Here is a 12354-nt window from a genome sequence, read left to right as displayed (position 1 = left end):
CCGGTTATTCGTCACCGTTCCAATGGAACACCAGGTTGCGCGTGGCGCCGCTGCCGACGTCGGCGGTGTCGCGCCGCGCCTCGCCGTTGCGTGTCGCCACCACGGTGTACTTGCCCGGCGGCAACTGTACGTAAACCAGCGGTCCCGCCTCGTCCAGCGTCAGCAGCGCTTGCCCCGCCGCGTTCTGGACGACGACATGCACATCCGGGATGTATTTGTTTTCCGGGCCGACCGCGAACGTCATGTGCAGGTTGTAAGCCTGGGCCTGTCCGATGGCCCGGGCTTCATCCTCGCCAATGCCACCGGACAAGTAGGTGATGCCGTTCTGTTGCTGCGGCTGGACCTGCACGCCGGCAGTGTCTACCGGGGCCAGGCTGGTGGCGTTGAGCATGATGGGGAACAACAGCATGCCGAGCAGAAGGAAGGGCAGCAAAAAGTAATGGTTATGCTTCATGGCGAGGACTCCAGGTACTGGAAACAGCTCATGAGTTCTCTTTTGATTGTGGTTACACGCCAAGGTTTAGATCTATTGGCGATGAACGGAATCAGAAAACCATTCATCGCAACGCATATCCGGCTGACATATCCCCGCATGGTTCTATGCTTAGTTTGAATTTCCAAGAGGGACTGCACATCGAACAAGCCACCCTTTTCATGAGTAATTGCAGCCAGGCCGTCCGGCTACCCAAAGCAGTTGCGATGCCAAACGATGTAAAGCGTGTAGACGTGATTGCCATAGGCAGAGCACGCGTCATCACACCCGTTGGCGAAGCGTGGGATAGCGGGTTCAATGGAGACTCCGTGACAGCAGATTTTATGGCAGAGCGTGAACAGCCTGCCGATCAGGAGCGCGAGCCTGTCTGGGTTCTGTGCCCGGCTTGAAGTTTTTGATTATGAAGGCGCAGCGCATACCGGAATGATCCGAGCCGAGCTGGCAAAAATTGGCAAGCCGATCGGCCCCTACGACCAAATGATCGCAGGCCATGCCCGTTCTCGCGGGCTGATCGTAGTGACCAACAATCGAAGGGAATTTGATAGAGTCCCGGGCCTGCGCATCGCGGACTGGACCACAGCGACGACGCCAGGGTTGTAACTTCGGGGGCTTGAAGTTAAAAAGCACTCCATTGAGGCTCCTGTGGAAGTAGCTCGCGATGAGGCCATCACCCCCTCATCTTTGTTGGCTTCTCTACCGCCATCGCGAGCAAGCTCGCTCCCACAGATTTCATGACTCTTTTTTCAACAAAATAACGGAACCACGCCCACGGCCTCCGCCAACAAGCAACAAAAACGCGCCAAGCGTGCAAAAACAAAAGCCAAGCAACTACGCGTCAGTCGTACAAAGCCTGCTGCCGTGGCGTTTGATCTTCCTGAGTACGACGATCCGTACTTCCTGGATGCCCTGCAAGACGAACTCGCAGAACGCCCAAGAGACTTCTTGTCACTGTTTTATGAGATGCATGACGCCGAAGAAGAGTCGGGGCGCATTGACATGATGATCAGGATGCTCGGATTAATCCTTGTGATGACGAATGAACAGCCCGAACTTCTGAATCGTGAAAATGCCGAAAACGAAGCCATGGCCGTCCAAAACCTGGTCGAAAATAGCCTGATCACTTATCGAATGTGGGCTGACGATATCGATCGGGAAGCAGCGGAGCGTTGGCTTCACAGCCCTGAAGTACAGGCGGATTTCGAAATTGCACGAGCCAGCTTCAAAGAGGTTCTCAAAGTACTGTGGGATCTCGAGGACGCTCCCGAGTAACCCAACAGACTTTTGATCGCGGCAACGCTCATCCGATTAACCCTTCCAACCCCCGCCCAAAGCTGGCACCATCGCGCCTTTTTTTACGCGACTCCCCGGACTTTTCACCGGTAAACCAGGTTCAAACGGCCGTTCGGTTGTTGAAGGCGCGACAGTCTGCTGTGCCGATGCGACAACCTGCCGCACATCATTGGTTTACCCCCCGTAGCGCTGTTGGCTGCCATTCGGACGCATGCTAGCTTGGCCGCCTCGCCAAGGAAGGCAGCCAACAGCAAGGGAGCACATACCATGAGGACCGCACATGGCCCAGGCCACGCCCGCGCTTGAAATCCGCAACCTGCACAAACGCTACGGACAGTTGGAGGTGCTCAAAGGCGTCTCGCTGACCGCCCGCGACGGCGATGTGATCTCGATCCTCGGATCCTCCGGGTCCGGCAAATCCACATTCCTGCGCTGCATCAACCTGCTGGAAAACCCCAACCAGGGCCAGATCCTGGTGGCCGGCGAAGAGCTCAAGCTCAAGGCCGCTAAAAACGGTGAGCTGGTGGCCGCCGACGGCAAACAGATCAACCGCCTGCGCAGCGAGATCGGTTTTGTCTTCCAGAACTTCAACCTTTGGCCGCATATGAGCGTGCTCGATAACATCATCGAAGCGCCGCGCCGGGTGCTTGGCCAAAGCAAGGCCGAAGCCGTCGAAGTGGCCGAAGCCCTGCTGGCCAAGGTCGGTATCGCCGACAAGCGTCACGCCTACCCGGCCGAACTGTCTGGCGGCCAGCAACAACGCGCGGCCATTGCTCGCACACTGGCGATGCAGCCCAAGGTGATTCTGTTCGACGAACCCACCTCCGCCCTTGACCCGGAAATGGTCCAGGAAGTACTTAGTGTGATCCGCGCCCTGGCCGAAGAAGGACGCACCATGCTGCTGGTCACCCATGAAATGGGCTTCGCCCGTCAGGTTTCCAGCGAAGTCGTGTTCCTTCATCAAGGCTTGGTCGAGGAGCAAGGATCGCCACAGCAGGTCTTCGAGAACCCGCTTTCGGCGCGCTGCAAACAATTCATGTCCAGCAACCGCTAACGGAGCAGTACACATGCAGACCTATAGGAAATTTCTTCTGGCCGCAGCCGTCAGCCTGGTCTTCTCGACCAGCGCCATGGCGGTCGAGAAACTGAAGATGGGCATCGAAGCGGCCTACCCGCCGTTCAACAACAAGGACGCTAGCGGCCAGGTCGTGGGGTTCGATAAAGACATCGGCGACGCCCTGTGCGCCAAGATGAAAGTCGAGTGTGAAGTGGTCACTTCCAACTGGGACGGCATCATTCCCGCCCTGATGGCCAAGAAGTTCGACTTCCTGATTTCTTCGCTGTCGGTCAACGACGAGCGCAAGCAAGCCGTGGACTTCACCGACCCGTACTACTCCAACAAACTGCAATTCATCGCACCGAAAAACGTCGACTTCAAAGTCGATAAAGAGTCTCTCAAGGGCAAGGTCATCGGGGCACAGCGCTCTACCCTCGCCGGCACCTGGCTGGAAGACGAACTGGGCAGCGATATCACCGCCAAGCTCTACGACACCCAGGAAAACGCCTACCTGGACCTGACCTCCGGCCGCGTCGACGCGATCCTGGCCGACAAATACGTGAACTACGACTGGCTGAAAACCGAAGCTGGCCGTGCTTACGAATTCAAGGGGGATCCGGTAGTGGAAGGTGACAAGATCGCCATTGCGGTGCGCAAGGGTAACGACGAACTGCGCAACAAGCTGAACGCCGCACTCAAGGAAATCCTTGCCGACGGTACCTATAAAAAGATCAACGACAAGTACTTCCCGTTCAGTATCTATTGATACTGACGTGCCTGGCCGGCGCAGCCGTCTGGCAGCGCCGGCCCTTAGCAAAGCCTGCCGCGATATGAATTCTTACCCATGATGATCGATCTCTACGGATTCGGCCCGGCGCTTGCCGCCGGCGCGCTGATGACCGTCAAATTGGCACTCACGGCCCTCTGCCTGGGGCTGGTGCTCGGCCTGCTCGGCGCCTTGGCCAAGACCTCGCCGTACAAGCCGCTGCAGTGGCTGGGCGGCACCTATTCGACGCTGGTTCGCGGCATCCCGGAATTGCTCTGGGTGCTGCTGATCTATTTCGGCACCGTCAACCTGCTGCGTGCCCTGGGTGAGTATTTCGGCAACCCCGATCTCACCCTCGATGCCTTCGCCGCTGGTGTCATTGCCCTGGGCCTGTGCTTTGGCGCCTACGCCACGGAAGTGTTTCGCGGTGCGATCCTGGCGATTCCCAAGGGCCACCGTGAGGCCGGCGTCGCCCTGGGCCTGTCGAAGTGGCGGATCTTCACTCGGTTGATCATGCCGCAGATGTGGCGCATCGCCCTGCCCGGCCTGGGCAACCTGTTCATGATCCTGATGAAGGACACCGCGCTGGTCTCGGTGATCGGCCTGGAAGAAATCATGCGCCATGCGGAAATCGGCGTGACCGTGTCCAAGCAACCGTTCACCTTCTATATGGTCGCAGCATTCATGTACCTGGGCCTGACGGTGCTCGCCATGATCGGCATGCACCTGCTGGAACGACGCGCCGCCCGTGGATTTACCAGGAGTACCCAATGAACTGGGACGTCATCATCAAGTGGCTGCCCAAGCTGGCCCAAGGCGCGACACTGACCCTGGAGCTGGTGGCCATCGCCGTGATCGCCGGGCTGCTGCTGGCGATTCCACTGGGCATCGCGCGCTCTTCGCGCCTGTGGCAAGTGCGGGCATTGCCCTATGCCTACATCTTCTTTTTCCGTGGCACGCCGCTGTTGGTCCAGCTGTTTTTGGTCTACTACGGCCTGGCGCAATTCGAAGCCGTGCGCAGCAGTGCAATGTGGCCGTACCTGCGGGACCCGTTCTGGTGCGCCACGGCCACCATGACCCTGCACACCGCTGCCTACATCGCCGAGATCCTGCGCGGTGCGATCCAGGCCATCCCCCGTGGCGAGATCGAAGCCGCACGGGCCCTGGGCATGTCGCGGCCCAAGGCGTTGTTCTACATCATGCTTCCCCGTGCCGCGCGCATCGGCCTGCCGGCCTACAGCAACGAAGTGATCCTGATGCTCAAGGCCAGTGCCCTGGCGAGTACCGTGACCTTGCTGGAACTCACCGGCATGGCCCGCACCATCATTGCCCGGACCTACTTGCCGGTGGAGATTTTCTTTGCAGCCGGCATGTTCTACCTGCTGATGTCCTACCTACTGGTGCAAGGCTTCAAGCAGCTGGAGCGCTGGTTGCGCGTCGATGCCTGCCAAGGACGCTGACTGCGGCGTGCTGACGGGCGAGGCTCTGCTCGCCCGCTTCACGGCGCTGGATACTTTTCTCACGGCGCACCAGGCACTGTGGAAACCGCGTCCGTTCACCCATCTGCAACTGCCTTGGGAAACGTCCCACCCGGAATTGTCCCGATGGCTACGCCAGCGCTCGCTGGAAGCTGCGGAAAACGACCATCATCAGCCGTGGTTGATGGAAGATGCGCCTGCGCCATTCCCGGAATTGGCCGCTATCTCCCGAGCATTGAGCGCTGTCGCAGAATTGCCGGCCAGCACGCTCGAAGCACCAAGCCATCGCCTCAACGTCGACGTGCCCGGGCGCAAATGGCAGCAGATCGAAGCCTTCGCCAGCCGCCTGCACTTCACCACCCAACCGACCCATTGGCTCGATTGGTGCGCCGGCAAAGGCCACCTCGGTCGACGCCTGCTGCAGGGTGAGCAACAACTGACTTGCCTGGAGTATGACCCCGCACTGGTCGCCAGCGGCCAACAACTGAGCCTGCACCATCACCTGCACGCCACGCACCTGCAACAAGACGTACTGGCGGCTGACGCAATCCAGGCGCTCCATTCCGGACACACGCCTGTGGCCCTGCACGCCTGCGGCGACCTGCATGTGCGCTTGATACACCTGGCCAGCGCCGCTGGCTGTGCACAACTGGCGATCGCGCCCTGCTGTTACAACCGCATCAGCAGCGAGCGTTATCAAGCACTGTCCAACGCGGCCAAGGGCTCAGCCCTACAGCTGTCGCTAGACGATCTCAGCCTGCCGCTGACCGAAACCGTCACCGCTGGCGCGCGCGTCAGAAGACAACGGGACCAATCCATGGCCCGGCGCCTGGGCTTCGACCTGCTGCAACGGCACATCAGGGGGTGCGACGACTACTTGTCCACCCCCTCACTGCCCAGCGCCTGGCTGGAAAAATCCTTCGCCCAGTACTGCACCGATCTGGCGATCCTGAAAGACTTATCCACAGTTGGTACGCCTGATTGGGTCGCCCTGGAAGCAGCGGGCCATCAACGTCTGGCCGAGGTGCGCAACCTGGAGTTGCTGCGAGGCCTTTTCCGACGACCGCTAGAGCTTTGGCTGGTACTGGACCGGGCGCTTTTCCTCACTCAAAAAGGCTACGACGTTCGCCTCGGCACCTTCTGCGAAACCCCGCTGACGCCGCGCAACCTGCTGTTGCTGGCAGAGCGTTGCCGAGACGAAACAGCCTGTGGATAACTCTGTTGATGAAATAAACTCGGATCCAAGAAATCCGTGATTTCCTGAGCGAATCAGCATTGGTCATTTTTTGTTCATATGGATAAAAAACCATGAAAACAGGCATTTGCGACGAAACGCGAAGGCGGTCACAAAATCGCAAGATGCCCTGCGTCTCATCCTGCCCGTTGTGCATAAGCGTCTAAGCAAAACGACATAACCGCCGAATTCAGTGCTGCTCCGCGCCAACAATTGCGTCCACCGCGCCCGTGCTATACAACAGCCAAACGTATCGTGATTGACACAACGCCGACACACTCAAGGACTGGCCGTGACGTTCATTTCCTACGCACAAAACTTCGAAGACATACGCCTGTGGCGCGCCCTCAAATCGGTGGAAAACGGCTTTTACCTCGACGTCGGCGCCAACCATCCGACAGATGATTCAGTCACCCGAGCGTTTTACGACCGCGGCTGGCGCGGCATCAACATCGAACCCGTACCGGCCTACTACGACGCCCTCTGCCAACAACGCCCCCACGACATCAACCTGCAATGCGTGGCCGGCGACAACGCCGAAAGCCTGACCTTCTACACCATCGCCAACACCGGCCTGTCCACGGTAGAAGCCAGCGTCGCCCAACAACACCGCGACGCCGGCATGGACGTGGGCACCCAGACCGTCCAGTCCCGCACCCTGGCCTCCATCTGCGAGCAATACGCCCAGGATCGTCCCATCCACTTCCTGAAAATCGACGTCGAAGGCCACGAAGAAACCGTGCTGCGCGGCATGGACTTCGGCCGCTGGCGCCCCTGGATCATCCTCATCGAAACCCCATGGGCCCGCGACCAGACCTGGGAAACCCTGGTGACCGACGCCGGCTACCAGTCCATCCTGTTCGACGGCATCAACACCTACTACCTCGCCGAAGAACACCTGGCCCTCAAACCCGCCTTCGACATCCCCCCGTGCAACCTCGACGGCTTCCAACTCTGCAAAGGCCACAAATTCAGCCACCCCATCGACGACACCGACCAACAACTCAGCGCCGCCCTGCAACGCGCCGAACAGGCCGAAGCCCAACTCCACGCCATGCAAAACAGCCGCACCTGGCGCGCCATGAACAAACTGCGCAACCTGCTGCACCGCGCTTGAGTATGGGCAGTGCAAAAATAGTCAGAATTCAGGGGTTTACAGAACGCACCCAATCGCTATAATCGTCGCCCACACGCCGGTATAGCTCAGTTGGTAGAGCAACTGACTTGTAATCAGTAGGTCCCGGGTTCGACTCCTGGTGCCGGCACCATACAAAACAAAGCCCTCGCAGAAATGCGAGGGCTTTGTTGTTTCTGGGGTATTGATGTTCCTACCCCCTGCCTTCGTCGACCAACTCGTAGTCCCCCGCTTCGCTACTCCTCAAAGCATCGATTCTCTCCTAAGGCTCACAATCCGATCTTTATGCTAAATTATGAATTAGCAATAATTATGGCGTATCCATAAAAGGGGGTAATTGCATGAGCAGCATATTTCAACGCCCTGAATTGGCTGAATCGATGGCAAATCAGCTGCTCCATCCAGGCGTGCTCGATGAAGGCCTGCGCTCAGGTCTGTTCCTGTCTGGCTTACGCCGTACAGGCAAAACGACTTTTCTGAGAAATGACCTCATCCCAGCCCTGGAAGAGGCTGGGGCTCTGGTCATCTACGTTGACCTATGGAGCGACACCTTGGCCAACCCGGCCACGCTCGTGCACAACGCCATACATAAAACGCTGAAAGATCTGCAAACGCCGGGCTCCTCTGCCCTGGAAATACTCAAGCGCGTCAGTAATGTCGAGGCAGGCGCCGCAGGGTTCAAATTCGGCTTCAAACTCGACAGCATCGGTAACCCCGACGGCCCGACACTGGCGCAAGCACTGACAGAAGTCGTCGACCAAGCCAAGACCGACTTGGTCCTGATCATTGACGAAGTGCAGCACGCCATCTCCTCCGACGATGGCAATCAAATGCTCTTGGCCCTCAAGGCCGCACGCGATGCAATCAACCCTCGCCCGAATACACCGGGTTACTTCTTGTTTATCGGAACCGGCTCCCACAGGGCCCAAGTCAGCGAACTGACCGCCAAACGCAACCAGGCGTTTTCCGGCGCCACATCAGCCGCCTACCCGCTGCTCAAAGGTGACTACGTAGAGTTCCTGCTCAACCGACTTGCCATGACCGTGAAAAAAGAAAAGCTGCCGTCCGTGGAGACAGCCATCGAGGCGTTCAATACCTTGGGCAACCGACCCGAGGAGATGCTCAAGGCTCTACGCCAACTCTTGCAGCAGGACGGGGACCCCGACCTCTTTCTTCCCGTAATCGCCAGCACTCTACGTTCGGCTGCAGCGAACATCGAGCTGGAAAAAGTCGAGCAACTGGGCAGCCTGGCCCTGGCGATTTTCAACAAAATCGCATCTACAGAAGGCGATGCTCGAGGGATTTTTTCCATCGACGCAGCGGCAGAGTATTCAAAGTCAGTAGGGCGAGAGGTGCGGGTTGAAGAGATTCAACCGGTGGTAATCGCGCTAGTAGCGGAGAACATCATCATGCGGCGCGGGCATGGGATTTACGCGATTACGGATCAGTTTGTTCAGGAGATTTGGCTGGAGCAGCGGGTTTTGATTGAGGGGAGTTAGGGACTGGTTGATCATCGAGTGGCACTAGCCGCATAGGCGTCCGTCCGCAAACGTAGCACTCCTGCACATAGGCACCTCACTTTCGATTTGGAAAATAAATACGTCCCCTTTTTCCTTTCCTTTTTCCTTTCCTTTTTCCTTCCTTTCCTTCCTGATATAGCCTCTGTCGCCGTTCCGGTTCAAATGGATAGAAATGGGGACTGGCCCCCATTTGATGAGGGCCAGTGAGGCTCAGACAGAGGCGGCCACAGGTGCCAGGGTCGGGCCGTGGTCTACACGCTCGGGAGCCTTGTGCACCATGGTGTAGGCATAGTCGACGCCCATGCCGTAAGCACCGGAGTGCTCCTTCACCAGATTCATGACGGCGTCGTAGGTGTCGCGGTTGTTCCAGTCACGCTGCCACTCCAGCAGCACCTGCTGCCAGGTGACCGGCACCACGCCGGCCTGAATCATGCGCTGCATGGCGTAATCGTGAGCCTCCTTCGTTGTGCCACCGGAAGCATCGGCGACCATGTAGATCTCGTAGCCGGCATCGTGCATGGCGGAAAGTGCAAATGTGGTATTGCACACTTCAGTCCAAAGGCCAGAGACGATGATTTTATTACGGCCATTGGCTTTCAGCGCGTCACGGACTTTCTGGTCGTCCCACGAGTTCATCGAGGTGCGCTCCAGCAGAGGCGCGTCAGGAAACACAGCGAGTAATTCGGGATATGTGTGGCCGGAGAAGCTATTGGTTTCGACGGTGGTGATAGTGGTTGGCACGTTGAAAATTTTTGCGGCCTTCGCCAGAGCGACCGTGTTGTTCTTCAGCGTCTGGCGGTCGATGCTTTGCACGCCAAAGGCCATCTGGGGCTGCTGATCAATGAAAATCAGTTGGCTGTTTTGAGGGGTCAGGACTTCGGTTTTTGGATTGTTCATGGTGGTTCCCTTTAGTGAAATGATGGTCTTCTAATCTCTTTGCGGGCCGGGCCAATCTTTTGTCCGCTGAAAATCACGGAAGGTTGTTGGCGGTAGGTGCGGCGCCGATTTCGAGTTCAAGGTAACCGATCATTCACGATTTTAGGGGCGCATTAATGCGTCTCCATAGACGCATTAATGCGCCCTTATAAAATCATTTGCGGTGCTAGTCTCTGGCATCCCACAACTCGGACTGCCGCTGTGCGAGCAGTCTGTTCTACGCCAGGAGAATGCAATGTCAGCTTCGCAACCGTTCGGAAAGAAAACCGCTTACTGGGGAGTCGCATGGGAAGAAAGCTACGGCTACCCGCAGGCCAGACAAGTCGGAAACGACATCTATATATCCGGCCAATTCAACCATGATGAAGACGGCAACCTGGTAGCTCCTGCCCCACTCGATAGCGAAGGCAAGCCCAGTGATTTCTCTTCGATGGGAGAGCAAATGCGCGCTTCCTACGACAACATCTCCAAGTTGCTTACACTGTATGGCGCAACACTTGAAGACGTGGTCGAAGAGACGCTTTATGTGCTGGACATGGACGCGGCTTTTGCCGTGGTAGGCAATGTTCGCAAGGCTGCGTTTGGCACCGAGCGGCCCCAGTGCACGAGCAACATCATCGGCGTATCGAGGCTCGCACAGCGTTCGCAGTTGATCGAAATTGTCTGCAAGGCGGTCATTGGCTCCGGCACCCGCTAAGACGTGCTCCCGGTTTCGTCTACGAAACCGGGAGAGATCGCTGGCCTTCGACCAAGGGCTTGAGTTCGGCAACCGCCGCTGCGCAAAACGTCATGAACGCCTTGACTCGCCATGATTTTCGAATGTCCTGGTGAGTCAGCAGCCAAAGCCCATCCTGAAGTTCAGGCACAACCGGGCCGACACGCACCAATCCCGGCGTGATGTCACCCAGCATGCAGGGAAGGAACCCAAAACCAAGACCCGCTACAATCGCAGCGCTTGCAGCGGCAACGGAGTCGGTACGATACGAAATGCAATCGGGGTGAACTCTGCTATCAACGTAGCTCGTTGCTTTGAGGCCGCATAAAGCTGCCGAGTAAGATACCCACGCCTGGCCTTCTGCGAAAGGTGTCGAGGTCGGTGCGTTTTTATCACTGCCGTATGGCGCCCAGGCAATTGTCGCGAGTTTGCGCCCAACCAAACTTTCAGCTGGTTTATTGGTCGCCCTCACCGCAATATCCGACTCATCGCGGGCAAGACTCAATGTCTGATTGCCTACAAGTACTTCAATCGCTATCCCTTCATTCAGAGCTTTGAATTGCGCAATGATAGGTGTGAGGAAGTACAGCAGCAGCGAATCGCTGGTGGTGATGCGGAGTTTTCCGAGTGGCCCCTGACCCGCCCGTGACACACGCCGTGCAACACTAACGATATCCAGTTCGACTCGCTCGGCGAGCTCTCGCAGCTCTACGCCTTCCGCTGTGAGCATGTATCCCGAGCGGCGGTGATCGAAGAGTGCAACTCCAAGTGTTTTCTCAAGCTGGGCCACTCGGCGCGATACCGTGGATATGTTGATCCCCAGTTTTTTGGCAGCATCAGTGCGATTTGCGCATTCACTGAGCGCTTTGATAATGCGCAAGTCGTCCCATGAGAGCTGGGCCACAGCATCACTGAAATCCGATCTGCCCCCCTTTTGCACTGCCTGGCGTGATGAACCGATGTTAGGTGGCGTATTCACGCGAGATATTCCAAATAGCATGTTCGCTCATCATACGAAAAGGCTAACGGGGAACAAAGTAATTGGGGTACCCCCCAATTTGTGCCACTCCTTTAACGCCCGCGCATCGAATTCGAGGCTATAGGTCATCTAGCGAAACCTTAACCCGCTGGGGATTAGCCAGCCGCTCGCGAACCGTTGCGATCAAGGCTTCATCGTCCTCGGTCATCAGGACGGGCTTGAAGGGTAGCTGACCGCGCTCTGCTACGTACTGCAAGGCTTGGCGCATCAGCTCAGAAGGGGTGACGCCGAGCTTTTCCAGCTCGTGGTAAGCACGCGCTTTGAGGTCGTCGTCGATACGGACATTGATGGACGCCATGGGATGGCCCTCACTGTAATGACATTGGTCTTTACATTGAGGTAACAACTTCATTTGAGCCAGCCTGAAAATAGCTGGTTTTTTTACCCAATTCACAGGTTACGTGTGTCGCTCGCAACTCTACGTACCGAGCACAGCACATGCTCAGGTTTAATCGTCCCCGATTCGATTCCACTGAAAGCCATAACTAGCTGATTTGTTTATAGTTACTAGTTGGGGTACGCCGAATTTTCCAGCGAACTCCAGACCCGCAGAAAACCTAGCCTCGCCGAAAGCTACCGTTCGTCTGGTGCCGGCACCATACAAAACGAAGCCCTCGTAGAAATGCGGGGGCTTTGTTGTTTCTGGAGGTTGAACCTTCCCAGGAGCTAGATAAGACCGATATCGCCTTAA

Annotated in this window: 14 protein-coding genes, 1 tRNA gene and 1 pseudogene; 12 read left to right on the top strand and 4 right to left on the bottom strand. The window is 57.3% G+C overall.

The window, feature by feature from the left end; translation table 11 throughout:
- Nucleotides 1-4 precede the first annotated feature (4 nt).
- Nucleotides 5-454 (bottom strand): peptidase associated/transthyretin-like domain-containing protein, encoded by a 450-nt coding sequence (locus BLT00_RS22365; protein ID WP_092146496.1) that lies wholly within the window; start codon nt 452-454, stop codon nt 5-7.
- A 179-nt stretch (nt 455-633) separates the two neighbouring features.
- On the opposite strand from BLT00_RS22365, the gene vapB reads away from it, so the two are divergent.
- The 11 genes and pseudogenes from vapB (at nt 634) to BLT00_RS22310 (ending at nt 8952) form a co-directional block, all read left to right on the top strand.
- The gene (gene vapB, locus BLT00_RS22360; RefSeq protein ID WP_092146642.1) at nt 634-882 is read left to right on the top strand and encodes a type II toxin-antitoxin system VapB family antitoxin; all 249 of its coding nucleotides are present in this window, start codon (nt 634-636) and stop codon (nt 880-882) included.
- A pseudogene (locus BLT00_RS22355) lies at nt 851-1093 on the top strand (PIN domain-containing protein); the annotation flags it as partial. The gene vapB and the pseudogene BLT00_RS22355, both read left to right, overlap by 32 nt.
- A gap of 258 nt (nt 1094-1351) precedes the next feature.
- Nucleotides 1352-1762: a hypothetical protein gene (locus tag BLT00_RS22350; RefSeq protein ID WP_175456236.1), complete on the top strand. Its 411-nt coding sequence runs from the start codon at nt 1352-1354 to the stop codon at nt 1760-1762.
- A 301-nt stretch (nt 1763-2063) separates the two neighbouring features.
- Nucleotides 2064-2837, top strand: a complete 774-nt coding sequence (locus BLT00_RS22345; protein WP_014336086.1) for an ABC transporter ATP-binding protein — start codon at nt 2064-2066, stop codon at nt 2835-2837.
- A gap of 13 nt (nt 2838-2850) precedes the next feature.
- Nucleotides 2851-3606, top strand: a complete 756-nt coding sequence (locus tag BLT00_RS22340) for an ABC transporter substrate-binding protein (RefSeq protein WP_063323378.1) — start codon at nt 2851-2853, stop codon at nt 3604-3606.
- Between the two features lie 78 nt (nt 3607-3684).
- On the top strand, nt 3685-4380 hold the full coding sequence (locus BLT00_RS22335) for an ABC transporter permease (protein WP_063323379.1): 696 nt from the start codon (nt 3685-3687) through the stop codon (nt 4378-4380).
- Complete coding sequence (locus tag BLT00_RS22330; protein ID WP_092146498.1) at nt 4377-5066, top strand: ABC transporter permease; 690 nt, start codon at nt 4377-4379, stop codon at nt 5064-5066. The genes BLT00_RS22335 and BLT00_RS22330 overlap by 4 nt, the downstream gene beginning before the upstream one ends.
- Complete coding sequence (locus tag BLT00_RS22325) at nt 5047-6300, top strand: methyltransferase (protein ID WP_092146499.1); 1254 nt, start codon at nt 5047-5049, stop codon at nt 6298-6300. Before BLT00_RS22330 ends, BLT00_RS22325 begins: the two co-directional genes overlap by 20 nt.
- Nucleotides 6301-6610: 310 nt before the next feature.
- The gene (locus tag BLT00_RS22320) at nt 6611-7435 is read left to right on the top strand and encodes an FkbM family methyltransferase (RefSeq protein WP_092146501.1); all 825 of its coding nucleotides are present in this window, start codon (nt 6611-6613) and stop codon (nt 7433-7435) included.
- Between the two features lie 75 nt (nt 7436-7510).
- Nucleotides 7511-7586: transfer RNA gene (locus BLT00_RS22315), tRNA-Thr, on the top strand.
- A gap of 208 nt (nt 7587-7794) precedes the next feature.
- Nucleotides 7795-8952 carry an AAA family ATPase gene (locus tag BLT00_RS22310; RefSeq protein WP_092146503.1) on the top strand — a complete coding sequence of 386 codons (1158 nt, stop codon included), beginning with the start codon at nt 7795-7797 and terminating at the stop codon, nt 8950-8952.
- 231 nt (nt 8953-9183) lie between these two features.
- On the opposite strand, the gene BLT00_RS22305 is transcribed toward BLT00_RS22310, so the two are convergent.
- Nucleotides 9184-9870 (bottom strand): hydrolase, encoded by a 687-nt coding sequence (locus BLT00_RS22305; protein WP_042730239.1) that lies wholly within the window; start codon nt 9868-9870, stop codon nt 9184-9186.
- A gap of 274 nt (nt 9871-10144) precedes the next feature.
- Here BLT00_RS22305 and BLT00_RS22300 point away from each other — a divergent pair, with 274 nt between their 5' ends.
- Entirely contained in the window at nt 10145-10606 is a 462-nt protein-coding gene (locus BLT00_RS22300; RefSeq protein ID WP_092146505.1) for a RidA family protein, read from the top strand.
- 19 nt (nt 10607-10625) lie between these two features.
- Here BLT00_RS22300 and BLT00_RS22295 read toward each other — a convergent pair whose 3' ends face one another.
- Together BLT00_RS22295 and BLT00_RS22290 are read right to left on the bottom strand one after the other, a co-directional pair.
- Nucleotides 10626-11585, bottom strand: a complete 960-nt coding sequence (locus BLT00_RS22295) for a LysR family transcriptional regulator (RefSeq protein WP_371856956.1) — start codon at nt 11583-11585, stop codon at nt 10626-10628.
- A gap of 136 nt (nt 11586-11721) precedes the next feature.
- Nucleotides 11722-11961, bottom strand: a complete 240-nt coding sequence (locus BLT00_RS22290; protein ID WP_010567868.1) for a type II toxin-antitoxin system RelB/DinJ family antitoxin — start codon at nt 11959-11961, stop codon at nt 11722-11724.
- Between the last annotated feature and the right edge of the window lie 393 nt (nt 11962-12354).

This window comes from Pseudomonas sp. NFACC51, from assembly GCF_900103575.1.
In the GTDB taxonomy this organism is placed as follows: domain Bacteria; phylum Pseudomonadota; class Gammaproteobacteria; order Pseudomonadales; family Pseudomonadaceae; genus Aquipseudomonas; species Aquipseudomonas fluorescens_Q.
This window is presented reverse-complemented; position numbering and strand designations above follow the sequence as displayed.

Excerpts from the sequence above, each read along its gene's own strand:
- BLT00_RS22300 (WP_092146505.1), top strand. The coding sequence starts at position 10,145 with ATGTCAGCTTCGCAACCGTTCGGAAAGAAAACCGCTTACTGGGGAGTC.
- BLT00_RS22325 (WP_092146499.1), top strand. The coding sequence starts at position 5,047 with ATGCCTGCCAAGGACGCTGACTGCGGCGTGCTGACGGGCGAGGCTCTG.
- BLT00_RS22305 (WP_042730239.1), bottom strand. The coding sequence starts at position 9,870 with ATGAACAATCCAAAAACCGAAGTCCTGACCCCTCAAAACAGCCAACTG.
- BLT00_RS22290 (WP_010567868.1), bottom strand. The coding sequence starts at position 11,961 with ATGGCGTCCATCAATGTCCGTATCGACGACGACCTCAAAGCGCGTGCT.
- BLT00_RS22345 (WP_014336086.1), top strand. The coding sequence starts at position 2,064 with ATGGCCCAGGCCACGCCCGCGCTTGAAATCCGCAACCTGCACAAACGC.
- BLT00_RS22310 (WP_092146503.1), top strand. The coding sequence starts at position 7,795 with ATGAGCAGCATATTTCAACGCCCTGAATTGGCTGAATCGATGGCAAAT.
- BLT00_RS22365 (WP_092146496.1), bottom strand. The coding sequence starts at position 454 with ATGAAGCATAACCATTACTTTTTGCTGCCCTTCCTTCTGCTCGGCATG.
- BLT00_RS22340 (WP_063323378.1), top strand. The coding sequence starts at position 2,851 with ATGCAGACCTATAGGAAATTTCTTCTGGCCGCAGCCGTCAGCCTGGTC.
- BLT00_RS22335 (WP_063323379.1), top strand. The coding sequence starts at position 3,685 with ATGATGATCGATCTCTACGGATTCGGCCCGGCGCTTGCCGCCGGCGCG.
- BLT00_RS22330 (WP_092146498.1), top strand. The coding sequence starts at position 4,377 with ATGAACTGGGACGTCATCATCAAGTGGCTGCCCAAGCTGGCCCAAGGC.